Source organism: Cobetia sp. ICG0124 (genome assembly GCF_004006355.1).
GTDB lineage: Bacteria > Pseudomonadota > Gammaproteobacteria > Pseudomonadales > Halomonadaceae > Cobetia > Cobetia marina.
In genome coordinates, this window is sequence record NZ_CP024893.1 from 1,961,469 (window position 1) to 1,986,024 (window position 24,556).

A 24,556-nucleotide genomic window follows, 5' to 3' on the forward strand; every position below is an offset into this window, starting at 1 on the left:
TGCTCAACAATGAGCTACCTCGGCTATTTCATCCGGTCCAGCCCGACGCGATAGCGGGCAAAGCCCATCTCGTCCTGATCCACCAGCGTCATAGGATAGACCGCCTGGGCATCGATGAACTGCTGCGCATCCTCGCCGGGGGCGGTGGTGAAGCGAATGTCCAGCGGGGTGTCCGTGTCGATCGCGGCCAGCCGCCAGTTGTGATCCGCCGCAGGGTCCACCGCGCCCTGCTGCTGCGTCTGGCGCGAGATGTACTGGGCCAGAATGCTGCGATTTTCATCCGGTGACGCGAAAGCGACATGCGACTCTCCGGTGCCGGGGAAGTCCTCGCCGTAGGCGCGATAGTTGTTGGTCGCGAGCAGGAAGACATCGTCGTCCTTGACCGGCTCATCCTGGTAGGTGAGCCCCTGGATACGGTGGGCATCGGCGTCGATCAGCGCACAATTGCCGTCGTAACGCGCCGGCTGCGTGACATCCACCCGATAGTCGACGCCGTCGATCACGTCGAAGTTGTAGCTGCGGAACCCTTCCCAGTTGATCAGGGGCTGGGGCGTGGCGAGATCCGGGTCAATGCGATGGAACTGGCCGGCGCTGCACTCGAGCCATTCCCGCACTTCCTTGCCGGTGACCTTGAGCGCCACCAGCGTATTCGGATAGAGATAGAGGTCGGCGGCATTGCGGAAGCTCAGCTCGCCGGCCTCCATCTCGGTGAACTGGGTCGGGTCATTGTGACGGCCACCGACCTTGAACGGCGCGGCCGCCGAGAGAATCGGCAAGCCTTCCAGATCCGGGTCGCCTTCGACGAAGCGTTTAACGTAATCAGCCTGGGCACGATTGACGATCTGGATCGTCGGGTCGTCCTGCACCAGCGCCAGATAGCTCTTCATCGCCGCACTGGCGCGGCCGATGCTGCGATTGACGTACTCCCGCGTGGCGTCGTGCTCATGCTCGACCAACGCCGCCAGTTCGGCATCTTCCCCCACCTGCGCCTCGCCACCCACCTGAATCGGGCGTGCCTCTGTCTGGCCACTTACCACCCGCCACTGGCCCGAGTCATTGCTCAGTTCGAGATCCATCACGCCCACATGGCTGCCCCAATGCCCCGGCATCATCGCCGGCACCCCATTGAGGGTGCCCTTGGCGATATCGGCCCCCGGCACCTCAGCAAATTCCTCGCTGGGGAAGACCGCATGGGCATGCCCGAAGGCGATGCCATCGATGCCTTCCACCTGCGAAAGGTAATACACCGAATTCTCGGCCATCACCCGGTAAGGGTCAGTCGAGATGCCGGAGTGTGGGATGGCGATCACCACATCCGCGCCCGCCCGGCGCATCTCGGGCACCCAGCGCCTGGCGCTCTCGGTGATGTCCTCGGCCGTCAGGCGGCCCTTGAGGTGCTTGCGGTCCCAGGTCAACACCTGCGGCGGCGCGAAGCCGATATAGCCGACCTTCAACGTCTGAGCGTTGCCCTCACTGTCGGTGAAGGCATGGGGGGTGATCTGATACGGCGTGAAGTACGGCTCGCCGGTCGTGGCATCCAGCAGGTTGGCGTTCACATAGGGGAACTGCGCGCCGGAAAGCGCCCGTTCGAGATACTCGAGCCCGTAATTGAACTCATGATTGCCGATGTTGCCGACATCGTAATCCAGCTGATTCATGACCTTGTAGGCCGGGAAGACATCACCCTCCTCGAGACCCTCCGCCGCCATGTAATCGCCCATCGGGCTGCCCTGGATGAGGTCGCCATTGTCGAGCAGTACGCTGTTGACCACCTCGGAACGCGCCTGCTTGATCAGGCTCGCCGTACGCACCAGGCCGATGCGCACGGTGGGACGATCCTTGTAATAGTCGTAATCCATCACGTTGGCGTGGATGTCGGTGGTCTCGATCACCCGCAGTGACAGCGTCGCGGCATTGGCTGGCTGAGCGATCATCACGACACCCCCAATGCTGGCCAGACCGAGGATGGCTGCCCGCAGGCGACGCATTGCACGCGGACGCCGGGTGTCCCCCGCAGCCTCTTTGGTACCAGAGGCCGGCTGACCTTTTCTTCCGGATGATGCATTCGCCATCTCTCACTTCCTTGTCATGGGGGGATGTTCCTGTGGCCCTTCAGGGGCATCGCTCCATTATTCAGATGCCGACGCCTCAGGCAACTGGCGGTCCCTGCCCGCCAGCCAGCCGATCCCCGCCATCAGCACACTGAGGGAGGCACACACCATCAATGCCAGCTGCCAGTCACCCTGCCGATCGTAGAGCGCGCCGATCAACGGCGGCCCCATGGCCGCGAGCAGATAGCCCAGGGTCTGCGCCATGCTCGACAGCGACGCCGATTGCATGGCATCGCGCGCTCTGAGCCCCATGAACGACAGGGCGAGAATGAAGCTGGCCCCGGACCCCGCACCGAGCAGCAAGACCCACACCAGCGCCCACCCCGGCATCAGCCACAGCCCGATGAACCCTGCCAGCGACATGCAAGGCGTCGCGAAGGCGATCAGGCGTTGATCCTTCAGGCGCGGCATCAGGGGCACCAGAATCAATCCCGGCAAGGCCGAAGCCAGCTGCAGCAGACCATGCAGCGAGCCCGCCTTTTCCGGCGAGAAGCCATTGTCCGCCAGCATGCTCGGCAGCCAGCTGTTGACGGTATAGAACAGCAGCGAATTGATCCCCATGAACAGCGTCACCTGCCAGGCCAGTGGCGAGTGCCACACGGCTGCCTGACGCACCGGCCGCGCGGCACCCTTCTCGGCCCTTCTCGGCTCCTTCCGCTTCCTTCACCGCCGTCGGTAGGGAGCGATGCGACAACTGTGGCCACCACACCACCATCGTCACCACTGGCAGGATGACCACGATGAGCATCGCGAACTGCCAGCCATCCGCACTGTCCTGCGCCAGCGGCACCATCACCGCCGAGGCGATGGCGGCCATGATGCCCATGGTCAGCACATAGCAGGAGGTCAGCAGCGCGATGTGTCGGGGAAAGCTGCGTTTGACCAGACTGGGCAACAGCACATTGCCCACCGCGATGCCCGCCCCGATCAAGGCGATCCCCACATAGAGCGACAGCGTGTTGCCCTGCACCCGCAGCACGATGCCGGCGGCGATCGCCAGCAAGGCAAGGAAGACACTGCGCTCAAGCCCCACATGCCGTGCAAGACGGGGTACCCAGGGGGACACCACGACGAACGCCAACAGCGGCAGAATCATCAGCAACCCTGCCGACGTGGCATTGAAGCCCAGCGCCACCTGCAGACGCTCAAGCAACGGCGCGATACTGGTAAAGGGCGCACGCAGATTCATGGCAATCATCAGGATGCCGGCGATCAACACGGCAGGATGGCTCAATCGCCGAACAGGAGAAGAGTGGCAGAGTTCAGTCATGAGACGCTCGCAGCGAACTTGGAACGGACAGATAGCGGGACGACACATCAGAGGTGAATTCCCGCGCAGATTAACGATAGCGTAATCGCCAATATCGCTGCAGAATTGAGCCATCATGACATCAGATACCTGAAATCAGACAATCTGCGAGCCGACATGTCAGCCACGTGCCCTTCTCCAACAGCGTCTGCGAACATGACCCGGACATCTACGAGATTCCGGCCAGCGCCCTGCATGTGGATACCGGTCAGCAGGTGATGGAAGTCCCGATCCACCAGCATCGCAAGGGACAGCTGGTCATCGCCCTGCATGGCGTCGTGACCAGCCGCGTGCCGGAAGGGCTGTGGATGGTGCCACCGCACAGCGGCGTCTGGATTCCCGGCAACCTGCCCCACAGCAACCACCTGACCCGTGGCGGCCGCGTGTGCCACCTGTTCATCGAGCCCGGAGCGCTCGAGATGCCGAGCCACAGCTGTACGCTGTCGATCTCGCCCCTGCTGCGCGAGCTGGTGCTGCGTCTGGCGGAGCTGCCCCAGCCATATCCTGAACAAGGGCCGACAGCGCGGCTGGTCGATGTCCTGCTGGAAGAACTGGCCTGCATGCCCAGCGAACGTCTGCATCTGCCCTTGCCTGAAGATCCGCGGCTGACCCGCATCAGCGATGCCCTGATCAAGACACCGGATGATCGGCGTACCCTGGCCGAGTGGGCGAGCGAACTGGCGATGAGCGAACGCACCCTCGCCCGCCTGATCCAGCGCGACACCGGCCTGAGCTTCAGCCGCTGGCGCCAGCAACTCCACCTGGTGGTGGCGATCCGCCTGCTGGCCGAGGGCATGAGCGTGCAGCGCGTCTCGGAAGACGTCGGTTATCAGTCCGTCAACGCCTTCATCAGCATGTTCAAGAAGCTGCTCGGCACCACGCCTGCCCGCTACCTGCAGGAGCGCGAGCAACGCCGCTCGGGCAGTGGCATGAACCGCATCAACCCCGAAAAGCTGTTGCAGAGCAAATGGACCGCCGTGACACCCAGGAATCGTGAGCGACATTTCATCGTCACGCGCGTGATTCGTGATGATCAGGATGAGCATGTGGTCGAGGTCGTGTTGCAGGCGGTGCTGACACATCGCGATCACGTGCTGGGCTGGCGTGAGCTGAAGCAGGACGATGTCTGGCAGATGGGCTGGAAATGATTTCCTGAAATGAGCATCGCTGAACGCACAAACGCCGCTCATGAGCGGCGTTTGTGCGTCCTCAAACGATGACTTCCCCTTCCAGCTGATCACACAGTGTCGCCATGCGCTGCACGGCTTTCAGCAGGGTGTCATCCGGCACGGTGAGGGCAACACGTACCAGTGGCCTTCCGCAGTCGCCGAAGACACTGCCGGGCATTACCGCGACCTGCTGCCGTTCCAGCAGCCGCCAGGCGAACTGCTCACCGTCCAGGCCGGTGCGTGAGACATCGACCATCAGGAACATGCCGCCCTGGGGCAGGCTGGAGGACAGCTGCGGGATAGCCGCCAGCGCCTTATGGACCAGGCGCGCGCGGCGCCCGAGTGCCTCGCGCAGTCGCTCGGTGGTATCGAAATCCCCGCGCAGCGCGGCCTCGGTCATGTCGGCGATGAAGGGCTGATTGCCGAACAGCATGGTCTCGGAGACAGGCAACAGCCGGCGGCAGAATTCCGCTGAGCCGATGGCCCAGCCACTGCGAAAGCCGGTGGCGGCATGGCTCTTGGAGATGGAGGACACCACCACGGTGCGCTCACGCAGTGCCTCGATCTCCAGCGGCGAGACGAATTCGCCCGCGAAGATCAGCGCTTCATAGACCTCATCGCAGACGATCCACAGATCATGCTCGCGACACAGCTCACCGATGCGCTCGAGCGTCGCACGGTCCATCACCGCACCCGTCGGATTGTGCGGCGTATTGAGCAGCAATACGCGACTCTGCGGCGTGATGGCCGCGGCCAGATCTTCCGGCTGCAACACGAAGCCATGCTCCATGCGCAGCGGTACCGGCTGCAGGTCACCGCCGGCACCCCGGATCACGCCCTCATAGGTGGCGTAATAGGGGTCGCCGGTCAGCACGCCGGCCCCCTCCTCCACCAGCGCCAGCATCACCGCGAACAGCGCCGTCTGAGTGCCGGGGAAACACAGCACGTTGTCTGCGCTGATCTCGGGCATGCGCGCTGCGTAGCGCTCGGCCAGGGCCGCGACCAGCCCCGGCTCGCCACGGCCATCGGAGTAGCGGGTACGCCCGGCGCGCAGCGCCTCGACACAGCGCTCGACCAGCGCCGGGTGTGTGGCGATATCCGGTTCTCCGATGGTCAGCTCGATGATCGGTTCTCCCGCCAGAATTCGCTGACGAGCGGCACTGTGGACGGCCCATTTGTCACCGCCCAGATCGCTCAATCGTTCGGTGATGGTGGCGTAGCGCATGCTCAACTCCTGTGAGGTGGGGGTGTTGTTGTCATCTCGACATGCTCAAGCAAGGTGCCGTGAGGCAGGCGCAGGATGCCCTCTGCCGCTCGCATGGCGATCCCGGGCAATCGCTCGACGGCATAGAGGCCATGTTCCAGCCCACCTTCCAGCCACAGACCATCGATCAAGCCATTGAGGGCGATCGCCTGTTCCTCACAGATGGCGTCATCAGCGGGCAGATCATTGGCGCTCAGAACGGGTTGGATCAGTAACCGCAGCAGATCGAGAAACTCACGATAGGTTTCCTGATGGACCGCCGAGTAGGTGGCATCGTGACGTACCCGACCAATGAAGGTCGCCCACAGGGAGACCTTGTGGGCGGCCAGATTGGGCTGGGTGAGACTCGCCGCGATGAAGCGTGCCAGACGACACGCCGAGGATTCATCACTGACCGGGCTGGCATCGGCGATATCGGAGGTCAGCTGGCCCATCATGTAGGCATAGGCGGCTCGCACCATGTCATCCTTGGTGCCGAAGTGGTGGCGAATCAGCCCGGGTGAGACACCGGCCGCCTCCGCCACGCGGCGCACGCTGGCGCCGGCCAGACCATGCTGCGCGACACAGCTCAGCGTGGCTTCCAGCAGGTCGCGCCGACGCTGATCCTGGGAAAGGCGCTGGAACACCTTGCGACTCATCTGGGCCCCTCTCCTTCTTATCGACGATAGTCACTGCCAAGGCTCTCCAGCAGACGCAGGTGGGAATCCCATTCCAGTGCCAGATCGCCATCCTCATGGATGGCCATGTCGTACTGGCCGACCACATGCGCACAGATCTCGGGCGAGAGACGGCGCACCGGCTGGCCCATGGACAGGGTCGCGACCTGAATCTCGCAGCTGCGCTCGAGATAGAACATGTTGTTGAACATCTCGGCGGCAGAGGCACCCGTGGTCAGCAGGCCATGATTGCGCAGGATCAGCGCCGGATTGTCGCCAAGGCTTGCCACGATGCGTTCGCGCTCATCCAGATCCAGCGCGATGCCTTCGTAGTCGTGGTAGGAGACGCGACCATGGAACTGCAGGGCGATCTGATTCAGCGGCAGCAGTCCTTCTTCCAGGCTCGATACCGCCACGCCGGCGCGCGTATGGGTATGCATGATCCAGCTGGCAGAGTGGCTTGCCGCATGAATCGCCGAGTGAATGGTGAAGCCGGCTGGATTGACCCGCGCGGCGCTGTCATCGACCTTCTCGCCGTTGACGTCGATCTTGACCAGCGAGGATGCGGTGATCTCCTCCCAGCGCCAACCATAGGGATTGATCAGGAAGTGCCCTTCCTCACCCGGCACTCGCGCCGTGATGTGGGTATAGATCAGGTCGGTCATGCGGTAGTGCGCCGCCAACCGATAGCAGGCTGCCAGATCAAGGCGTGCCTGCCATTCCGCGTCACTCATGGTTGATGCCTGCATGTCGCTGTCTCCTGTGATCAAGATGTCGCTGTCTGGGGTCGAGAAAGGCTCCGCAGAGCCCTGAAAAGCCTTGACGCCTCCACCTTCCGGTCCTCAATAGACCAGGGCCTCAATAGCCGCGCTGGCGATCCACGCCCAACGTGAGCGGCAGGCCATCGCGCAACTCGCGCGCCGTGGCCACCACCTGCTCGGCGACCACCTCGGGGAGCGAGTCACTGGCGACATGCGGCGTGATGCGCAGGCGCGCGTCCTGCCACCAGCGATGATTGGACGCCAATGGCTCCTCGCGGAAGACGTCCAGCGTCGCGCCCGCCAGCTGACCGGACGCCAGTGCCGCATCGAGATCGGCTTCCACCAGGTGCTCGCCGCGGCCGATCTGCACAAGCCAGGCCCCCGGCCGCAGCTGGGCGAACAGGGTCGCATTCAGCACATTCTCGGTGACCGGAGTCAGCGGCAGGATGTTGATCAGGTAATCCGCCCCCTGAGCCGCGGCCATCACCGCATTGTCGCCCGTCAGATAGCACACGCCTTGCACTGGTGCGACAGGTTCACTGCGACAGGCGACCGTCACCGAGAATCCCAGTGCCGACAGCGAAGTGACCACCGCGCGCCCCATGCTGCCGTGGCCCAGCACCGCCACCTGCGCCCTCTCGGGCGCACGCATCGGCAAGGGCTGCCACTCACGGCGAGTGGCATTGTCTGCCATGACGGCAAACTCGCGCTCTTGATGCAGCACTTCATGCGCGGCAAACCCGGCCATCAGAAATGCCTGATGCGGATCTCGTACCCGTGCGACCTGAACCTCATCTGACAGCCCCGGATGACTGAGCAGAGCATCCACCCCCGCCGCGATCGACATGGCAAGCATGAGATTGGGGTACGGCGTGAAGGCGTCTTCTCCCGGCTGCCAGCAGATGGCGAACGCGACCTCCGTGGGGTCTTCGATCTCCTGCGGGTTCTGCAGCACGACATCCTCGCCCAGCTGGCGCAGCGCCTCACCGTAGAGGCTGTCCAGGTCCAGGGATTCACTCAGGTAGACACCCAGAATCGGGGCTTGGCTTGGCATTGGCTCTCCTTGTGTCACGACTGGCAGCGAATGGGTTACGGTGGATTTTCCGTCACTATTGCACACTCGTATAATTACTGCCAACCGTCCTGTGCTCCCCCGTGCCTTCATCGCCCTGCTGGCGCGCAAACAAGAACGCCCGCGATCATCGAGCAAGGGCTCATGAACGCGGGCGTCAGTCATCGATGTCCTTTCACGGACTTCAGTCCTGCTGATTCTCCAGCAATGACTTCAGACCATGCGGCTGGCAACGCAGATACTGGGGCGAGACCTTGACGGTATCTCCCAGCGCGGCGGCCGCATGCCAGGGCCAGCGCGGGTCGTAGAGGATGCCACGCGCCAGGGCGATGGCATCGGCACGCTCTGTCACCAGCAGGTCTTCCGCCTGCTGTGGCTCGGTGATCAAGCCCACCGCGATGACGGGCATGACCACCTGCGCCTTCAGGGCCTCGGCGTGCGGCACCTGATAGTTGGGTTCCACCGGAATCTGCTGCTGCTCGCTGAGCCCGCCGCTTGAGACATGCAGATAGTGGCAGCCACGGCGGTCAAGCGCCTTGGCGAGTTCGATGCTCTGTGCGAGATCCCAGCCACCCTCGACCCAGTCCGTCGCGCTGATCCGGATGCCCAGCATGACCTCGTCAGGAATCGCGGCGCGAACGGCGTCGAACACCTCAAGCGTCAGCCGCATGCGATTCTCCAGTGAACCGCCATAGTCGTCCTCGCGCTGATTGCTCAACGGTGACAGGAATTGATGCAGCAGATAACCATGCGCCGCGTGCAGCTCGATCCCGTCGAGACCGATCTCGACGGCACGCCGGGCCGCTTCCACGAAGGCGTCGATGGTCTGGGCGATCTGCTCGGCGCTCATCGCCTCGGGAAGCGGCCCCCCTTCACTGAAGGGAATCGCGCTGGGTGCCAGAGTCTGCCAGCCGTTGGGTTGTCCCGGGGTAATGGCAGTTCCGCCCTCCCAGGGCTTCTCGCATGAGGCCTTGCGGCCCGCGTGACCGATCTGCACGGCCAACGGCATCGGCGAATAACGACGGATACGCTCGACGACACCTTGCATCGCATCACGCGTTGCCTCGTCAAAGAGCCCCACATCGCCATGGGTGATACGCCCTTCGGGGGAGACGGCACTGGCCTCGAAGATCAGCAGGCCGGCACCTGACTGGGCCAGATTGCCGAGATGCTGGTCATGCCAGGCTTGCATCCGGCCATCCTGGGCGGAGTACTGGCACATCGGTGCAATGATGATGCGATTGTCCAGCGTGAGCGGGCCGAGCTTCAGCGGGGAAAACAGTGTGGACATGGATATCCTCCAGACACGTGCAGGCTTCGATGGCCAGTACCTCGGACACCAGCAGACGCCCGACATCGGCAATCGCGGCGTCACGCACCGCACGCTCGGCCTCGCTCTCGGTCAGATAGACCGCCACGATCAACGGGGCGTGATTCGGCGGCCAGATGATGGCGATATCATTGTTGGTGCCATGCCCCCCGCCCCCGGTCTTGTCAGCGATCTGCCAGTCATCCGGCAAGGCGGCACGCAGCTTGTCACTTCCCGTGGTATTGGCCAGCATCCAGCCCTGCAACGTGAGACGCGACGCCTCGCTCAGCGCCTCCCCCAGCAGCAGCCGCTGAAGGGTGGACGCCATCGCGTCAGGAGTGGTGGTATCACGGGGATCTCCCGGAGTGGCCTCATTGAGCGCCGTTTCACGACGATCCAGACGTGTGATGTCATCCTTCAGAGTCCGCAGATAATTCGTCAGCCCGACAGGCCCACCGATGGCATCGAGAATCAGATTGCCGGCGGTATTGTCGCTGGTGGTGATGGTGGCCCGGCACAACGCCGCCAGTGTCATGCCATCGCCCTCCACCTGACGTTCGGTGACGGGGGAATAGGTCACGAGATCCGCCGGGCGAATCTCCACCTTGCGTGACAGCGACTCCTGACGGGCATCCACCCGCGAGAGCAGATTGCCGCATGCCAGCACCTTGAAGGTGCTGCTCATGGGGAAACGCTCATCACCCCGCCAGCTGACACGTCTGCCATTGGCAGTATCCAGTACCGTCACACCAAGGCGCGCGCCGACCCGCTGCTCTATTTCCTGCTCTCCTTGGATGGAGTTCTGCATGACCATCACCTGCATCAATGATCTGCAACGCCTGGCGAAACGCCGTGTGCCGAAGATGTTCTACGACTATGCCGACTCCGGCTCATGGACGGAAACCACCTATCGCGCCAACGAGGCTGATTTTGCCGCCATCGGACTGCGTCAACGGGTGATGGTCGACATGGACAATCGCACCCTGCGCACGCAGATGCTGGGAGAGGATGTGGCCATGCCGGTGGCGATCGCGCCCACTGGCCTCACCGGCATGCAGCATGCCGATGGCGAGATGCTGGCCGCGCGCGCGGCGAGTGACTTCGGCGTGCCCTTCACGCTCTCGACCATGAGCATCTGCTCCATCGAGGATGTCGCATCCGTCAGCACACGCCCCTTCTGGTTCCAGCTCTACGTGATGCGCGACAAGGATTACATCGGACGGCTGATCGATCGCGCCAAGGCGGCGGAATGTTCCGCGCTGGTGCTCACCGCTGACCTGCAGATCATCGGCCAGCGCCACAAGGACCTGATCAATGGCCTGAGTGTCCCTCCTCGTCCCACCGTGGCCACCGCGCTCAATCTGGCGACCAAGTGGCGCTGGTGCGCCGGCATGCTGAAGACGAAGCGCCACAGCTTCGGCAACATCGCCGGTCACGTGAAGGACGCCGACAACCTCAGTTCCCTGTCGAAATGGACCGCCAGTCAGTTCGACCCCAGCCTGAGCTGGGATGACATCAAATGGATCAAGGATCGCTGGGGCGGCAAGTTGATCATCAAGGGCATCATGGAGCCGGAGGATGCCGAGATGGCCGTTCAGGCAGGCGCCGATGCCGTGATCGTCTCCAACCACGGTGGACGTCAGCTCGATGGTGCGGCCTCTTCCATCTCCGCTCTGCCGGACATTCTCGCGGCGGTCGGCGACAGGACAGAGGTCCACATGGATGGCGGGATTCGCTCTGGCCAGGATGTGCTCAAGGCGGTGGCGATGGGCGCCAAGGGCGTCTATCTGGGACGCGCCTTCCTGTATGGACTCGGCGCCATGGGCGAGCAAGGCGTGACGAAGACCCTGGAGATCATCCACAAGGAGCTCGACACGACGCTGGCCCTGTGCGGACTGCGGGATATCCATGACGTGGACACGCGTATTCTCAGGCCCGGCACCTATCCGCCTCAATGCACCTTGAGTCGCGGTCCCATGGCATGGCGCAGAACGTCACTGACCACCTCGGCTGAGCCCTTGAGCGGCCCCAGCAGCAGGAACTGATGCTGACGCTGCAGTCCTTGGTAGGCCGCGCGTGCAAAGCGCCCTCTCACCTGCAGATCCTCATGCCCATCGTTGCCTTGTGCATGGCTCAGCTTGCCGCTGAGCTTGCCACCGAGCTCACCGACGCTGCCCGCCCTGGCCAGTGACAACAGCGTGCCGCGATCCTTGAACTCGAAGACCTGAGCCGCCTCGCCCTGCTGGCGACGCGGCAGTTCTTCCGCCAGGAACTCGGCCTGTTCGCTGGCCACCTGTGCCGTGGGTGGCAAGGGTGCCTCATCGATGCAGGCACAGTCGCCCAGCGCGAAGATGGCTTCCTGCTCAAGGCATTGCAGTCCGGGCGTCACCTTCCATTGACGCTTCTTGTTGCTGGCCAGACCTTCGATCTCCTCGACGATGGCAGGCCCCACACGCCCCGCCGCCCAGACCACCAGGTCTGCCTCGCGTGTCACGGACTCGTCACCTTCGCTGATCTCGACGCTGCCGGGTGACACCTTGGCGACCTGACGAGACAGTTCGATATTGATGCCCTGTGCCTCGAGTCGCTGATGGATCGCCTCGCGCAGTTCCTCGGAGACCCCCGGCATGAAGGTCTCGGTGGCCTCAAGGATCGTGATCTCGACCCGCGAGTCCTTCGGCGCAGGCGCATCATGTCTGCCACGCGCTTCATGCAGATACGCCGCGAGCTCGACACCGGTGGCACCGGAGCCGACGATCACCACCTGATACGGCCGCCCCGGAGACTCTTGAGCGCTACCCTTGCCACCTGCCTCCTGAGCGACGTCCTGGGTGGCTGACGCGCCTGAATCCCCTGTCGGTGCTGTTTCCATCGCCACATGATTGGCCAGCAAGCCACGCGAGAAGCGCTCGGCAATACGTTCGGCGTCTTCCGGCGAGTCAAGCAGACAGGCATGCTCCAGCACGCCCTCGACGCCCATGTCAGGCGTCACCCCTCCCAGGGCCAGTACCAGCTGGCGATAACCTCTGACGCGGGCCGGCACCTCAGCGGTCGAATCATCTTCCCTGCCCGGTATGGCCGCAAGGGTGATCTGGCGTTGTTCAGGGTCCACGCCTTCGAGGGTGCCGCACTCGAAGCGAAATCCCCACTGCTCCGCCAGACCGGCATACCCCAACTCATCGACCTGACGCCGTCCGAGGCCCGCCGCGATCTCATGCAGGCGCGGCTTCCACACGTGACTGGTGTCGCGATCGATCAGCAACACGTTCTTGTGGCCTGCCTTGGCCAGGCGGACCGCCAGTTCCAGTCCGCCGGCACCGCCACCGACGATGACGATATCGGCGTCACGCGTTCGCTGAGAGTCATGCGTTTCCATAGGGCCTCCTTTCGCGGGGTCGAATAGAGAAACCTTATGTCAGACCAGGCGCTTTTCAAGACTGCCACCCGGAACTTCGCCAATGCGCAGCCTTTGATGCGACGCGTCATGTCCTTGATCGAATTCGCGACGCTCACGTTCGCATTGCGGGTTTGACAGCGCTCAAGTCCGCGACTAAAGCTTATTTATACGAATAAATATGAATGACTCGCCTCCGCTCAGGACATCGCATGCCGACATCGCCTCCACCACTGATCACGTCACGCACCAGCAATGGCTCTGGCGCTCCCCCCAAACGCCAGAAACTGGCCGAGCTGATCAGCGATGATCTGAGGCGCAGCATCGTGCGTGACGGGTTGCGTGAAGGTGACCGGCTACCCAACGAGAAGGCGCTGATGGCGCAATACGGCTGCGCCAAGGGCACGCTGCGTGAAGCCCTCAAGATTCTGGAAGTCGAAGGCTTGATCACGCTGAAGACGGGCCCCAATGGCGGCGCCGTGCTGAATGCGCCGAGCATGGAGCCCACCAGTCGCATGCTGAGAAGCTTCCTGCACTTCAAGACGCTCAATGGCGCCCAGGTCTATCAGCTGCGCCGGCTGCTGGAAGTCGAGATGGCGGTATCGGTGGTGGGCCTGCTCAGCGAAGAGGATCTGGTCGCGCTCGAGCACAATGTCAGTGACTGCAGTTGCCATCAGCCACAGGACGAGGACCAGCGTCGCCAGCGTTTTCTGGAAATCGAGTTCCATCAGGTACTGGCGCGTGCCTGCCCCAACCCGCTGCTCAGTTTCATGTGCCAGTTCCTCAACGACATGCTGCACGAGCTTGTCGTCATCAAGAAGGCCTATCTCCCGGAGCGCAAGCAGTTCGATGCCGCCAATCAGCATTACCACACCGGGCTGATCACGGCGTTCCGCCAGCAGGATCACGAACAGGTCCGTCAGCTCATGACGGAGCACATGCAGGATGCCGAGCACCATATGACGGCACTCGAGAAGGAAATCGATGACCAGCTGCCCAGATGGATACCTCCCCCGTCAGCACCCTGAGCGAGCTGCGCACCGACAGTGATCGCCTGTGGCAATCCCTGATGACCCTGGCCGAGCTGGGCGCCACGCCCAAGGGCGGCGTCAACCGCCAGGCGTTGACCGAACTGGACCGCCAGGCGCGCGATCTCTTCATCGAGTGGTGCAAGGCCGAAGGCTGCACGATCCGTATCGATGCCATCGGCAACATCTTCGCACGACGTGCCGGCACCGACCCGGACGTACCGGCGGTGATGACCGGCAGCCACATCGATACCCAGCCCACGGGCGGCAAGTTCGATGGCTGCTTCGGGGTGATGGCAGGACTGGAAGTGCTGCGCAGCCTCAATCAGCACGACATCAAGACCCGCTGCCCGGTGGAGGTGGTGGTCTGGACCAACGAGGAAGGCTGTCGCTTTGCGCCCTGCATGATGGGGTCCGGCGTGCATCGGCCTCTGAAGCTGGCTAGACGAGGCGACGGCGCGCTGACACGGCTATGGCCGGGTCGCAATGCGCCTTTCGAGCAATCGAGCAGGGCCCGATCCTGGAAGATGAAGAGACCACCATCGGCGTGGTGATGGGCGCGCTGGGCCAGCGCTGGTTCGATCTGTCGCTGACCGGTCAGGAAGCCCATGCGGGCCCCACGCCCATGTCGCTGCGCCAGGACGCCATGCTCGGCGCGGCCGAGATCACCGTCGCCGTCAACCGCATCGCCATAGAGCATGCACCGCACGGTCGCGGCACCGTGGGCGTGATGCAGGTCCATCCGGGCTCTCGCAACGTCATCCCGGGTCAGGTCAACATGACCATCGACCTGCGCTCGCTGGAGCCCGACTCCCTCACCGCGATGGTCGCCGAACTCAAGGAAGTCGTCGAAGCCGTCAGCCAACGTCACCGCCTGGCCTTCGAGCTCACCCCTACCGCCGACTTCGTCCCCGAGCACTTCGCCGACAACTGCGTGAACGCGGTGCGCAATGCCGCCAGCCAGCTCGGCTACTCGCATCTCGACATCGTCAGCGGTGCCGGTCACGACGCCATCTTCATGGGCCGTATCGCTCCCGCCGGCATGATCTTCGTCCCCTGCGAAGGCGGCATCAGCCACAACGAGATCGAGAATGCCGCCGACTAGCCGGCCAACGTGCTTCGCATGCTACGCCGTCGTCAGCGAGCAGAGACCGCTTCCAGAGACTCTCGATACTGTCCATCTCCGCCGGACCGAAGAGTGCCTCGGGCTCGCCCCGGTACCAGGCCCAGAGCTGATCCCCGAAGTCGAAGTGCCACCATTCGCTGGGCAGGTTGGTGAAACCAGCCTGGGTCATGACGTGATAGAGCAGCCGCCGGTTGTCGCGTGCCTCAGCCTGGGGCGTGTCTGCGCCAGGCGGATGACGTTCGAAATAGTCCGCGTGGGACTCAGGTGTCGCCTCATCGAACAGCGTCCCCATCTCGAGCAGCAAGCCATCGGCATCGCAGATCGTGACATCCACGGCACCGCCTGTGAGGTGCGGGCTCGGCGCGTCAGGATCACGGCTGGGCAAGGAGACGAATTCCCGCGTACGCGCCAGCAGCTGGGCCTCGCAAAGCGAGGGGTCATGCGTCTTGAGCGACTGATACAGCGTCTCGAACAGATACTGCTGTACCCGCCAGGGTCGCCAGCCATCCATCACCACCAGCGACAGCCCTTCCGGCAAGGCGCGTGCGGCCTGCAGCAGGCGCTGATACACCGCACGCCGCACCAGACATTCATTGACCGCCCCGGGTATGCCGAGGCGTGCGTAGGCGGGATAGACCTTCAGGCATGACGGCCCGAGGCTGGTCGGCACCAGAGTACTGTCACAGCCCTTCACGGGAATGCAGGTCACCTGCGACCAATCCGGCTCGTCATGACTCGGGATGGCAGGAGGCGTAAAAGTCAGTGATGACGTCATGAGGTGTTATCCAGACAGGGTCGGCAACCACAGAGTTAAGGGCGGGAAGACGATCAGCATCAGCAGTACCGCGACCGCCACCAGCACGAAGGGCCAGATGGTGCGAAACAGTGAGGTGATCTCGAGCTTGCTGACCGCGGCGGCCACGAAGACGCAGGCCCCCATCGGCGGCGTGATCAGCGCGATGGTGATATTGAGCGTGATGATGACACCCAGATGCACGGGGTCGATGCCGGCGGCCATGGCCACGGGCACGAAGATCGGTGTCAGCAGCATCAGCGCCGAGACCTCTTCCATGAACATGCCGGTGACGAAGGTGATGGCACTGAGCAGCAACAGGATCAGGATCGGGCTGTCGATGTAGGGCGTCAGCAGGGCCACGAACTGATTGGGCACCTGGGCATAGGACAGCAGCCAGCTGACGATGGACGACACCGCCATGATCACGAAGATGGCACTGGTCAGACGCGCCGTATCCTTGATGGCACCCCATACCTCGACAAGCTTGAGCGGCCCCTGACACAACCCGCAGAGCAGCACGTAAGCGACGATCAAGGCGCCGGATTCCGTCGGGGTCACGATGCCCAGCACGATACCGGAGACGATGATCACCGGTGCCACCAGTGCCGGCAGCGCGCCGATGATTGCCGAGAACACTTCACTGCGTGCCGGTGCCTGACCGCGCGCCTGCAGGCCATGCCGACGCGCATACCAGGCATTCATCGCCATGAACGCCACCGCCAATACCAGTCCGGGCACGACCCCGGCCAGAAACAGGCTGCCCACGGAGGTATTGGTCAGCGAGGCGTAGAGGATCATGAAGATGCTGGGCGGAATGATCGGCCCGATCAACGAGCTGCCTGCGGTCAGGCCTGCGGCGAAGGACGTCGAATAGCCCTCCTTGCGCATCGCGGGCACCAGCAACGAGCCGAGTGCGGAGGTATCGGCGACCGCCGAGCCATTGACGCCGGCGAAGAAGACGCTGGAGACGACGTTCACGTGGCCCATGCCACCGCGAAGATGCCCGACCATCAGCCGCGCCAGGCGCATCAGGCGCTCGGTCAGACCACTGATGTTCATCAGGTTGCCGGCAAGGATGAACAGCGGAATCGCCATCAGCGAGAAAGCATTGATGCCACCGAAGAACTGCTGTGGTCCGAGACGTTCCAGCATCGAGATATCGATGAACAGAAAGCCGGTCACGGCGGTGGCGAGCAGGGAGAGAAACAGCGGCAGGCCCAGCAGGACGTGCACCACGAAGATGGCCAGCATTGCCCAGATCATGTGCGCGGCCCTCCTGTCCTGTCATCATGCGCCGGAAGGTCGGCGGCCTCCTCGTCCGGTGCGATCTCCAGGGTCTGGGATCTCAGCGGCCGTGGGCCATGCAGCAGCACCTGGGCCGTGATCAACGCGAAACCGATCGGCATCGACAGCATCGGCACGCTGCGGCTGATGCCCAGCCCCATGGTGCGGAACATGCTCGCCGACATGGCGTAGTGCCAGGTCATCCAGGTCGCGCCCGTCATCAATACGAGCGTCAGCCACCATTGGTAATGGATCAGCCCCCTGGCCATGCGCGGAGGCAGGCGCCGTTCCAGCAGCGCCACGCGCATGTGTGCCCCTTCTGCCCAGACGACGCCGATCGCCAGCATGACACTGGCGATGATGAGATAGCGGGTCAGCTCATCGACCCAGATGGGCGCGCCGCCCAGTACATAGCGCATCACCACGCCGTAGAGCATGATCAGCACCGTGGAAGCCAGCAGCATCGCCGCGAGCGCCAGCGTCACGCGGCCACAGGCATGCAGCAGGCCTTCCCTGAAAGAAGACAGTCGTGAAGGAGTCATGGAAGTCATTTACCGCAATCCACCAGAAAGGAGGGAGAATCAGAGCCCCGATGCCCGGACCCCTCATGAAGAGAGACCGGCATCCTTCATCGCGGTATCGATCAGCTCTGGTGCGATGTCCTGACTCTTGAGCCACTCGAGGTAGGCCGGCTGGCCCTTGCTGCGAAACGCCTCGAGGTCTGCCTCGCTCGGGCGGATCACTTGCATGCCCTGCTCTTCAAGCAAGGCGATGCGTGACTCGACCTGGCTCTGGTTGTCCTGACGGGCCTGAGCATTGGCTTCCTTGACTGATTCGAGCAGTGCGGTGCGCTCTTCATCAGACAGGCTCTCGAGCAGCTGACCATTGGCGACCAGGAACTGATCCGAGTATTGGATGTTGGCCAGCGTCAGGTACTTCTGCACTTCCTGCAGACTGCCCAGCAGGATGTACATAGGCGGGTTCATCTGACCATCCGCCACCCCGGTGCGCAGCGCCATGTAGACTTCCGTCCACGGAATCGGCGTACCCGAGGCGCCGAAGGCCTCATAGAGCGCTACCTGGCTCGGGTCCATCGCGCGGAAGCGAAGCCCCTCGAAGTCATCGGGGCTGGTGATCGGACGCTTGTCGTTGGTGAACGCCAGAAAGCCCCCCTCCTCCACGACGGCCAGAATCTCGGCGCCATTGGTGCGCTCACTGAACAGTTGCTGCACCTGCTGCCAGTACTGACCTTCATCGAAGAAACGACGCGCCTCATCAAAGCCGTCGAACATGAACGGCGTGGCGCTGACATAGACTTCCGGCACGATGGGGGCCATGCCCGCGAAGGAGGCGATGTTCAGGCTCGGTGCGCTGATGACCTGCTCCATGCGTTCCTGCTCCTCTCCCAACATGCTGTTGGGGTAGAGCTTGAGCTCCAGCTCACCATCGGTCTTCTCTTCCACCAGCGTCTTCAGGTTGCTGGCAAAGACGTGCACGGCATTCTTGTCGGCATCCGGTGCGCCGTTGTAGCTGAGATTGATGGTCTGGGCCTGCACGCTGGCCGCCAGCAGGCTGAGCGCCAGAGTGGAACCGGTAAGCGTCTTGCGCAGCAGAGATGTCTTGGACAAGGACATGTGGATTCCCTTTTGTTTTTGTAGATATCGGTGGTATGCGGCGGGAGAAACGCCGTCCCTGACGTACCCAGAGACCAGGATGGCCCCGAAAACCGGAGTTTTCGGGGCCATTTCAACGACACGGCGAGGCCGTGCTGAACGAGGCTCTGAACGAGGCGCTACATCGTCAGTGGGTATGCTCACCCTTGAGATCACTGCGCCAGCCCATGCCGGACTCTTCCATCAGGCGCTCATGCACGCCCTCGATGTTGAGACCGACCCACTCCTCATACTGAGCCAGATCCCTGTACTCGGAGAGATCGACCTCCTGCTGGATCTGCTCCAGTGACTTGCCGGCGAGAATGCCCTCCGTCACTTGGGAATACAGTGACTCCAGATAGGTCAGGTAGCGTTCGACATCGGCGTGATCACCGGTCTCGGCATGCCCGCCAACGAAGGTATCGAAGTCATATTCCAGCACTTCACGCGTCGAGTTGATCATGCCCTGGATGTCATAGCTCCAGAGCTTCTGCCACGGCATGCGTCCGATGACGATCCAGTCCACCACGAACATCGTGGCGTGGTCCTTGAAGTACATGCTGATCGACCCGCGCCCGTCATTCGGGCCGTGATAGCGCAGCTGGACTTCCTTGCCGCCCAGTCGCAAGGTCATTTCATCCTCGAAGACGAGATCCGGCGGTACGGCCTTCGCCCGGGTGCTGGCGATATCCTGAGCTGCCAGCCGGTGCGCGATGAAGGTGGTATCCGGCGTGTCGAAGACCTCGCCGCCATAGATGTGATCACTGTGGTTGTGGCTATACACCACATAGCGAACCGGAGTGTCGAAGCGCTGCTTGATCTCGTTGTTCAACCAGCTCGCTGCGGCGTGATTCATCGGGTCCGTCACCAGCGCGCCCTGATCGGTGATCATGAACACGGAGCGATGGCGATCATCGATGAAGCGATAGAGCCCCTCTCCGAGAGGTTCTATCTCATAGGCCTGGGCCTGCAGACTGAAAGGAAGCGCTGCCAGCGCCAGTAGTGTCTTGAGGGGGCTCAGCATCGGAGGAAATCCTCGCATCAGGTGTTGTTGTCGTGAGATATCACTATGCCCAGACTCTGATACGAGAAGCCGTCAAGACTGGATGCCGGTCACTTGCCGAGCAGTCGCGGCGCATCTGCGGTGAAGAACCGCAATCCCTGCTGCAGGTGGGTAAGGCAGGCCTCGACGGCCACCGTCATCTCACGCCCGCGCCGCGTACACATCTGCGCGCGGGTCTGTGCCAAGGCCGGATGCTGCATCGGCAGCAGGCAGATATCGCCACGCCGCAACTCCTCCACCACGCTGAGCTCGGGCATGAAGGTGACACCGATCCCTGATCTCACGAAGTTCTTGAGCACCGAGACAGAATTGGTGCGCAATTGCGCGCGCAGCGAGACCCGCTCCTGCTGCGCCGCCTGATTCACCATCTGGCGCATGCCGGTGCACTCGTCGATCAATGCCAGTGGCCAATCCGCCACCTTTGCGAGCGTCAATGGCTTGCCGATCTCGAGCAGCGGATGTGCCGCCGGCACGATCAGATCCAACGGCTGACAGGTCTCCACATGACAGCAGAGAATCGGGTCTACCGGCGGGGCGTAGAGAAGCGCGATATCCACCTCGAAGTCGCGCAACAGCTCGGTCGCCTCATTCACCCCCGCCATGCGCACCACCACCTCGATGCCAGGATGGCGGGCCATGAAGCTCTGCAAGGGCAGCGAGATCAGATCGGCGATGAAGCCCTCGCCCACCGCGATTCGCACTTCACCGCTACGCAGCCCCTGCAGGGCACTCAGCTGCGAGAGCGCTGCGGCCTCCGCCGCCTGCTGACGATGGAAATGATCCAGCAGCAACACCCCGGCCTGGGTCGCACGCATGCCCGTCTCGCTGCGCTCGCACAGCGCGACACCCACCTCTTCTTCCAGCTGCTTGATCTGGCGGCTGACGGCGGAAGGGTCGAGATTCAGGTGCCGTGCCGCACGGCGCAGTGAGCCGCGACGGATGATTTCATTCAGCGCCGTCAGCGCCTTGGGATTGAGCATGGAATACGGTACCCGCCAGCAGCAGTGGAGGAAGAGGCAAGACTCGGATCACTCAGGATATCCTTGCAGATCAAGCGACTCCAGAGGCCCATATCAGGAAGCGAGCGACAACGAAAAAGGAGCCGCATGAGCGGCTCCTTGTGGTTCGACGTGATCAGCAGTTGCCTTTCTTGGCCTGCCCCGGCGGACAGAAGCTGCCACCTCCACGCTTGTGATCATGATGTCCATCACCGATCTCGATGATGGGTTCGGCATCGATCCGCGCCGGTGTATAACTGCACCCCGCCATGACAAGGGCACTCAGCATCACAAGGCTGACAACTCGCACGCTAGACTGCATCATCATTTCCTTTCTTGAAAATACACATTTCTCGATGCTTCACATCGTACCGGAATGCACGCCATCGAGAACGCAATTTCTCAACGAATGGTAATGTGAGCCCCAAGCTTGCGGCATCAATCACGACAGGATCTGGCCATGTTCGATTTCAAGGAAGTGGAAGCCTTCGTGTGGATCACCCGCCTGGGGTCGTTCCGACTGGCTGCCCAGCATCTGCATCTGACCCAGCCGTCGATTTCCGAACGTATCAACAAGCTGGAAACCACCCTGGAAACCCGCCTGCTGGAGCGCACTCGCCGACCGGTACAGCCCACTCTCAAGGGGCGCGAATTCTATCGTCACGCCGAGGCGCTGCTGGAAGCGCGCCAGAAAGCACTGTCCATGATGGCATTGAGCACGCCCTTCCAGGGCGTGTTGCGACTGGGCGTCGTGGAGACCGTGGCGCATAGCTGGCTGCCCGGCTTTCTGGCCGAACTGGCGCGCCGCTACCCGGATCTCACCCTGGAACTGGAGGTCGACAGCTCCCCGGGGCTTGCCGCCATGCTCACCGCCGGCGATATCGATCTCGCCTTCCTGATGGGGCCGGTCACGGCGGAGAACGTGCTCAACCGCTTTCTGTGCAACTACACGATGGGCTTCGTGACCAGCCCGTCTCTTGGCTTCACCGAAGACAACTTCTCCTTGCGACGCCTGAATGCTCTGCCGCTGATCTCGTTTGCCCGCAACAGCCGGCCGCACCATGAACTTGGCTCGCTGCTGCATCAGATGGGACTCGATGACGTGAAGCTGCATTGCTCAAGCTCCTTGTGGACCATCGTGCGCATGACCTTGGATGGCCTGGGCGTCGGCGCCATCCCGCCGCGCATCGTCGCCGAGGAAATCCGCCAGGGCACCCTGCTCAGCCTGCCCTGCGACCTCCCCGAACTGACCTTCACCGCCTCCTGGCCGACCCATATGGAAAGCGCCCTCGCCGAAGGGGTCTGCGAGCTTGCCATCGAGATCGCCCGCCAGGATCAGGAGGCGCATTCACGCCTGTCCTGAGCATCGCTGTCTGCCACACACCACATGAAAGGAATTTCCGATGGCTTGACTCGATAAAAATCGATTGGATTTATCCGGGCGTGCTTCTTATGGTGAAGACAGACAACAACAACTTCACAAGAAGCCCCCACGATGCCCCAGACACTTCTCAGTGCCGCGTCGTCCCCCCGCGAGGCGCGCGAGCAGATCCGCAGCGGTCATTGGGCCAGCCACACCAGCGGTATCGCTGCAGGCTTTGCCCAGACCAACCTGATCATCCTGCCAGCCGAGGCTGCCGGCGAATTCCTGCAATTCTGCCAGGCCAATCCCAAGGCCTGCCCGTTGCTGGATGTCACGGCCGTCGGTTCTCCCGCCCCGACAGGGCTCGGTGAGAACATCGACCTGCGCCACGACCTGCCCGCCTATCACATCTACCGTCACGGCAAGCTTGAAGAAACGCGCACGGATATCGCCGCCCTGTGGCAGGACGATTTCGTGGCGTTTTCCATCGGCTGCTCGTTCTCGTTTGAAGAGGCGCTGCTCAACGAAGGCGTCGAGGTTCGCCATGCGCGCCTGAAGCGCAACGTGCCGATGTATCGCACCAACATTCCGCTGATCAGTGCCGGTCGTTTCCACGGCAACCTGGTGGTGTCCCTGCGCTCGATGTCGGCGGCGCATGCCATTCGCGCGATCCAGATCACCACCGACATGCCCCGCGTCCACGGCGCGCCCGTCCATCTGGGTGACCCCGCCTTGATCGGCATTTCCGATATCAACACCCCTGATTTCGGCGATGCACCTACGCTTGAGACAGGCGACCTGCCGGTGTTCTGGGCCTGTGGCGTCACGCCGCAACTGGCACTGGAGAATGCGCGCCTGCCGTTGGCCATCGCACACAGTCCGGGCCACATGCTGATCACCGATATCCCCAATCATCGCCTCAAATACGGATGACCAGACAAGACCGTCAGATTCTTTCGATAACACCAGATGCACAACAACAATGGTGACTCCCATGAAGACACGTTTTGCCCTCTCCGCCCTTGGTCTCGCGCTCGCCGCTGCCGGTAGCGCCAATGCTGCCGACACCCTCAACGTGGTAGGCAGCTGGAGCAGTCTGGAGCTCAACCGTCAGTTCGAGAAGCCCTTCTGGAGCGAGACGCTGCCAGCTGCCAGCAGCGGTGAACTCAGCACCCAGGTGACCACCTTCGACCAGATGGGCATCCCCGGCTCCGACGTCTATCGCTACCTGGGCGATGGCGTCTTCGATGTCGGCATGACCGTGGCGGATTACACCGTGTCGGACGCGCCGGAACTCGAAGGTCTGGATCTGCCGATGATGGCCCCGACGGCCGAGGAGGCCCAGAAGGTGGCCGAAGCCTTCCGCCCACTGGCCGAATCCGCCATGAACAAGCGCTTCAACAGCCATGTGCTGGCGATCGTGCCGTATCCGGCCCAGGTGCTGTTCTGCAATACCCCGATCGAAGGGCTCGATGGTCTGAAGGACAAGAAGGTACGTGCCAGCGGCCGCTCCACCGGTGAGTTCATCGAGGCGCTGGGCGCGCAGAGCCTCAACATCGCCTTCAACGAGGTGCCGGGCTCCCTGGAACGTGGCGTGATCGACTGCGCCGTCACCGGTTCGCTCTCCGGCTACAGCGCCGGCTGGCACGAAGTCTCCAGCCACCTGATGCCGCTGCCGCTGGGCGGCTGGGATTACGTGATCACCGCCATCAATCAGGACAAGTGGCAGAGCCTGAGCGCTGATAGCCAGACGCTGATCCAGCAACAGGTGGACAGCGAGTTCACCGCGCCGGTGTGGGAAAACGCGCGTGGCGAGACCGCGCGTGGCGTGGCCTGTCTGACCGGCGAAGGCGATTGCCCGCTGGGCAAGAGTGCCGACATGACGCTGGTCGACTTCAGCGATGACGACGCCAAACGTGCTCGTGCGGCGCTCGAAGACACCGTCCTGCCTGCTTGGGCCGCGCGTGTCGATGCCGAGACGCGCAAGACCTGGAACGAGAGCGTCGGCAAGGTCGTCGGCCTGACCGCTAGCGCGGAGTGATCCAACGGCACCTGCTCACCGAAGCCTGTTCGCCAGCAGGTGCCTATTAGCCCCGCCCTGTCCCGACGTGGCAGACATGTTCCCCAGAGACGTAGCGCTGAACGACTCGCGCCTGTGTATTCAAGCGCAAGCTTTCAAAAGCAGTTCAAAAGCAGGCTTT

24 protein-coding genes are annotated in these 24,556 nt (G+C 62.8%); 8 read left to right on the plus strand and 16 right to left on the minus strand.

Translation table 11 applies throughout. The features are described from left to right. Positions 1 to 23: 23 nt before the first annotated feature. Complete coding sequence (locus CU110_RS09095; RefSeq protein WP_084208809.1) at positions 24 to 1,988, minus strand: bifunctional 2',3'-cyclic-nucleotide 2'-phosphodiesterase/3'-nucleotidase; 1,965 nt, start codon at positions 1,986 to 1,988, stop codon at positions 24 to 26. 141 nt (positions 1,989 to 2,129) lie between these two features. After that, a complete protein-coding gene (locus tag CU110_RS16980) occupies positions 2,130 to 2,726 on the minus strand; it encodes an MFS transporter (RefSeq protein WP_240665338.1) in 597 nt (198 codons plus the stop codon). 822 nt (positions 2,727 to 3,548) lie between these two features. On the opposite strand from CU110_RS16980, the gene CU110_RS17960 reads away from it, so the two are divergent. Then, positions 3,549 to 4,568 carry a TIGR02450 family Trp-rich protein gene (locus tag CU110_RS17960; protein WP_164850336.1) on the plus strand — a complete coding sequence of 340 codons (1,020 nt, stop codon included), beginning with the start codon at positions 3,549 to 3,551 and terminating at the stop codon, positions 4,566 to 4,568. Between the two features lie 61 nt (positions 4,569 to 4,629). On the opposite strand, the gene CU110_RS09110 is transcribed toward CU110_RS17960, so the two are convergent. From CU110_RS09110 to bla, 6 genes are all read right to left on the minus strand, one after another. Further along, positions 4,630 to 5,814, minus strand: coding sequence for a pyridoxal phosphate-dependent aminotransferase (locus CU110_RS09110; protein ID WP_084208811.1), 1,185 nt, complete (start codon positions 5,812 to 5,814; stop codon positions 4,630 to 4,632). A 2-nt stretch (positions 5,815 to 5,816) separates the two neighbouring features. Beyond that, on the minus strand, positions 5,817 to 6,491 hold the full coding sequence (locus CU110_RS09115; protein WP_084208812.1) for a TetR family transcriptional regulator C-terminal domain-containing protein: 675 nt from the start codon (positions 6,489 to 6,491) through the stop codon (positions 5,817 to 5,819). Positions 6,492 to 6,508: 17 nt separating this feature from the next. Continuing rightward, positions 6,509 to 7,258: a class II aldolase/adducin family protein gene (locus CU110_RS09120; RefSeq protein WP_205632697.1), complete on the minus strand. Its 750-nt coding sequence runs from the start codon at positions 7,256 to 7,258 to the stop codon at positions 6,509 to 6,511. Between the two features lie 109 nt (positions 7,259 to 7,367). Further along, entirely contained in the window at positions 7,368 to 8,324 is a 957-nt protein-coding gene (locus CU110_RS09125; RefSeq protein ID WP_084208813.1) for an NAD(P)-dependent oxidoreductase, read from the minus strand. Between the two features lie 202 nt (positions 8,325 to 8,526). Next, positions 8,527 to 9,633: an NADH:flavin oxidoreductase/NADH oxidase gene (locus tag CU110_RS09130; RefSeq protein WP_084208814.1), complete on the minus strand. Its 1,107-nt coding sequence runs from the start codon at positions 9,631 to 9,633 to the stop codon at positions 8,527 to 8,529. Then, positions 9,518 to 10,459 carry a class A beta-lactamase gene (gene bla, locus CU110_RS09135; RefSeq protein WP_240665339.1) on the minus strand — a complete coding sequence of 314 codons (942 nt, stop codon included), beginning with the start codon at positions 10,457 to 10,459 and terminating at the stop codon, positions 9,518 to 9,520. The genes CU110_RS09130 and bla overlap by 116 nt, the downstream gene beginning before the upstream one ends. Between bla and CU110_RS09140 the strand changes: the two genes are divergently transcribed. Then, a complete protein-coding gene (locus CU110_RS09140) occupies positions 10,458 to 11,696 on the plus strand; it encodes an alpha-hydroxy acid oxidase (RefSeq protein ID WP_127735642.1) in 1,239 nt (412 codons plus the stop codon). The genes bla and CU110_RS09140 overlap by 2 nt on opposite strands. Here CU110_RS09140 and CU110_RS09145 read toward each other — a convergent pair. Next, positions 11,603 to 13,027, minus strand: a complete 1,425-nt coding sequence (locus tag CU110_RS09145; protein WP_127735645.1) for an FAD-dependent oxidoreductase — start codon at positions 13,025 to 13,027, stop codon at positions 11,603 to 11,605. The genes CU110_RS09140 and CU110_RS09145 overlap by 94 nt on opposite strands. A gap of 230 nt (positions 13,028 to 13,257) precedes the next feature. On the opposite strand from CU110_RS09145, the gene CU110_RS09150 reads away from it, so the two are divergent. The 3 genes from CU110_RS09150 to CU110_RS17970 are packed head-to-tail and all read left to right on the plus strand — an operon-like array spanning position 13,258 to position 15,178. Then, the gene (locus tag CU110_RS09150) at positions 13,258 to 14,073 is read left to right on the plus strand and encodes an FCD domain-containing protein (protein ID WP_127735648.1); all 816 of its coding nucleotides are present in this window, start codon (positions 13,258 to 13,260) and stop codon (positions 14,071 to 14,073) included. Next, positions 14,046 to 14,627 carry a M20/M25/M40 family metallo-hydrolase gene (locus CU110_RS17965; RefSeq protein ID WP_346427119.1) on the plus strand — a complete coding sequence of 194 codons (582 nt, stop codon included), beginning with the start codon at positions 14,046 to 14,048 and terminating at the stop codon, positions 14,625 to 14,627. Before CU110_RS09150 ends, CU110_RS17965 begins: the two co-directional genes overlap by 28 nt. After that, positions 14,546 to 15,178, plus strand: a complete 633-nt coding sequence (locus CU110_RS17970; protein ID WP_346427120.1) for a M20/M25/M40 family metallo-hydrolase — start codon at positions 14,546 to 14,548, stop codon at positions 15,176 to 15,178. The genes CU110_RS17965 and CU110_RS17970 overlap by 82 nt, the downstream gene beginning before the upstream one ends. Here CU110_RS17970 and CU110_RS09160 read toward each other — a convergent pair. From CU110_RS09160 to CU110_RS09190, 7 genes are all read right to left on the minus strand, one after another. After that, entirely contained in the window at positions 15,144 to 15,908 is a 765-nt protein-coding gene (locus CU110_RS09160; RefSeq protein ID WP_240665340.1) for a M15 family metallopeptidase, read from the minus strand. The genes CU110_RS17970 and CU110_RS09160 overlap by 35 nt on opposite strands. Before the next feature lie 72 nt (positions 15,909 to 15,980). Continuing rightward, entirely contained in the window at positions 15,981 to 17,258 is a 1,278-nt protein-coding gene (locus CU110_RS09165) for a TRAP transporter large permease (protein ID WP_084208820.1), read from the minus strand. Next, positions 17,255 to 17,830, minus strand: coding sequence for a TRAP transporter small permease (locus tag CU110_RS09170; protein ID WP_240499539.1), 576 nt, complete (start codon positions 17,828 to 17,830; stop codon positions 17,255 to 17,257). The genes CU110_RS09165 and CU110_RS09170 overlap by 4 nt, the downstream gene beginning before the upstream one ends. Positions 17,831 to 17,884: 54 nt before the next feature. After that, positions 17,885 to 18,913 carry a TRAP transporter substrate-binding protein DctP gene (gene dctP, locus CU110_RS09175; RefSeq protein WP_077377013.1) on the minus strand — a complete coding sequence of 343 codons (1,029 nt, stop codon included), beginning with the start codon at positions 18,911 to 18,913 and terminating at the stop codon, positions 17,885 to 17,887. Between the two features lie 166 nt (positions 18,914 to 19,079). Continuing rightward, positions 19,080 to 19,955, minus strand: coding sequence for an MBL fold metallo-hydrolase (locus CU110_RS09180; protein WP_084208822.1), 876 nt, complete (start codon positions 19,953 to 19,955; stop codon positions 19,080 to 19,082). Positions 19,956 to 20,044: 89 nt separating this feature from the next. Next, complete coding sequence (locus tag CU110_RS09185) at positions 20,045 to 20,974, minus strand: LysR family transcriptional regulator (RefSeq protein ID WP_084208823.1); 930 nt, start codon at positions 20,972 to 20,974, stop codon at positions 20,045 to 20,047. 154 nt (positions 20,975 to 21,128) lie between these two features. After that, positions 21,129 to 21,314, minus strand: coding sequence for a hypothetical protein (locus tag CU110_RS09190; protein WP_084208824.1), 186 nt, complete (start codon positions 21,312 to 21,314; stop codon positions 21,129 to 21,131). 138 nt (positions 21,315 to 21,452) lie between these two features. Here CU110_RS09190 and CU110_RS09195 point away from each other — a divergent pair, with 138 nt between their 5' ends. From CU110_RS09195 to CU110_RS09205, 3 genes are all read left to right on the plus strand, one after another. After that, positions 21,453 to 22,355 carry a LysR family transcriptional regulator gene (locus CU110_RS09195; RefSeq protein WP_084208825.1) on the plus strand — a complete coding sequence of 301 codons (903 nt, stop codon included), beginning with the start codon at positions 21,453 to 21,455 and terminating at the stop codon, positions 22,353 to 22,355. A gap of 132 nt (positions 22,356 to 22,487) precedes the next feature. After that, positions 22,488 to 23,288 (plus strand): putative hydro-lyase, encoded by an 801-nt coding sequence (locus CU110_RS09200; protein ID WP_084208826.1) that lies wholly within the window; start codon positions 22,488 to 22,490, stop codon positions 23,286 to 23,288. Positions 23,289 to 23,349: 61 nt separating this feature from the next. Next, positions 23,350 to 24,396 carry a TRAP transporter substrate-binding protein gene (locus CU110_RS09205; protein WP_127735654.1) on the plus strand — a complete coding sequence of 349 codons (1,047 nt, stop codon included), beginning with the start codon at positions 23,350 to 23,352 and terminating at the stop codon, positions 24,394 to 24,396. Positions 24,397 to 24,556: the final 160 nt, after the last annotated feature.

Excerpts from the sequence above, each read along its gene's own strand:
- CU110_RS09095 (WP_084208809.1), bottom strand. The coding sequence starts at position 1,988 with ATGCGTCGCCTGCGGGCAGCCATCCTCGGTCTGGCCAGCATTGGGGGT.
- CU110_RS09110 (WP_084208811.1), bottom strand. The coding sequence starts at position 5,814 with ATGCGCTACGCCACCATCACCGAACGATTGAGCGATCTGGGCGGTGAC.
- CU110_RS09115 (WP_084208812.1), bottom strand. The coding sequence starts at position 6,491 with ATGAGTCGCAAGGTGTTCCAGCGCCTTTCCCAGGATCAGCGTCGGCGC.
- CU110_RS09120 (WP_205632697.1), bottom strand. The coding sequence starts at position 7,258 with ATGCAGGCATCAACCATGAGTGACGCGGAATGGCAGGCACGCCTTGAT.
- CU110_RS09125 (WP_084208813.1), bottom strand. The coding sequence starts at position 8,324 with ATGCCAAGCCAAGCCCCGATTCTGGGTGTCTACCTGAGTGAATCCCTG.
- CU110_RS09130 (WP_084208814.1), bottom strand. The coding sequence starts at position 9,633 with ATGTCCACACTGTTTTCCCCGCTGAAGCTCGGCCCGCTCACGCTGGAC.
- CU110_RS09140 (WP_127735642.1), top strand. The coding sequence starts at position 10,458 with ATGACCATCACCTGCATCAATGATCTGCAACGCCTGGCGAAACGCCGT.
- bla (WP_240665339.1), bottom strand. The coding sequence starts at position 10,459 with ATGCAGAACTCCATCCAAGGAGAGCAGGAAATAGAGCAGCGGGTCGGC.
- CU110_RS09145 (WP_127735645.1), bottom strand. The coding sequence starts at position 13,027 with ATGGAAACGCATGACTCTCAGCGAACGCGTGACGCCGATATCGTCATC.
- CU110_RS09150 (WP_127735648.1), top strand. The coding sequence starts at position 13,258 with ATGCCGACATCGCCTCCACCACTGATCACGTCACGCACCAGCAATGGC.
- CU110_RS17965 (WP_346427119.1), top strand. The coding sequence starts at position 14,046 with ATGGATACCTCCCCCGTCAGCACCCTGAGCGAGCTGCGCACCGACAGT.
- CU110_RS17970 (WP_346427120.1), top strand. The coding sequence starts at position 14,546 with ATGGCCGGGTCGCAATGCGCCTTTCGAGCAATCGAGCAGGGCCCGATC.
- CU110_RS09165 (WP_084208820.1), bottom strand. The coding sequence starts at position 17,258 with ATGATCTGGGCAATGCTGGCCATCTTCGTGGTGCACGTCCTGCTGGGC.
- CU110_RS09170 (WP_240499539.1), bottom strand. The coding sequence starts at position 17,830 with ATGACTTCCATGACTCCTTCACGACTGTCTTCTTTCAGGGAAGGCCTG.
- dctP (WP_077377013.1), bottom strand. The coding sequence starts at position 18,913 with ATGTCCTTGTCCAAGACATCTCTGCTGCGCAAGACGCTTACCGGTTCC.
- CU110_RS09180 (WP_084208822.1), bottom strand. The coding sequence starts at position 19,955 with ATGCTGAGCCCCCTCAAGACACTACTGGCGCTGGCAGCGCTTCCTTTC.
- CU110_RS09185 (WP_084208823.1), bottom strand. The coding sequence starts at position 20,974 with ATGCTCAATCCCAAGGCGCTGACGGCGCTGAATGAAATCATCCGTCGC.
- CU110_RS09190 (WP_084208824.1), bottom strand. The coding sequence starts at position 21,314 with ATGCAGTCTAGCGTGCGAGTTGTCAGCCTTGTGATGCTGAGTGCCCTT.
- CU110_RS09195 (WP_084208825.1), top strand. The coding sequence starts at position 21,453 with ATGTTCGATTTCAAGGAAGTGGAAGCCTTCGTGTGGATCACCCGCCTG.
- CU110_RS09200 (WP_084208826.1), top strand. The coding sequence starts at position 22,488 with ATGCCCCAGACACTTCTCAGTGCCGCGTCGTCCCCCCGCGAGGCGCGC.
- CU110_RS09205 (WP_127735654.1), top strand. The coding sequence starts at position 23,350 with ATGAAGACACGTTTTGCCCTCTCCGCCCTTGGTCTCGCGCTCGCCGCT.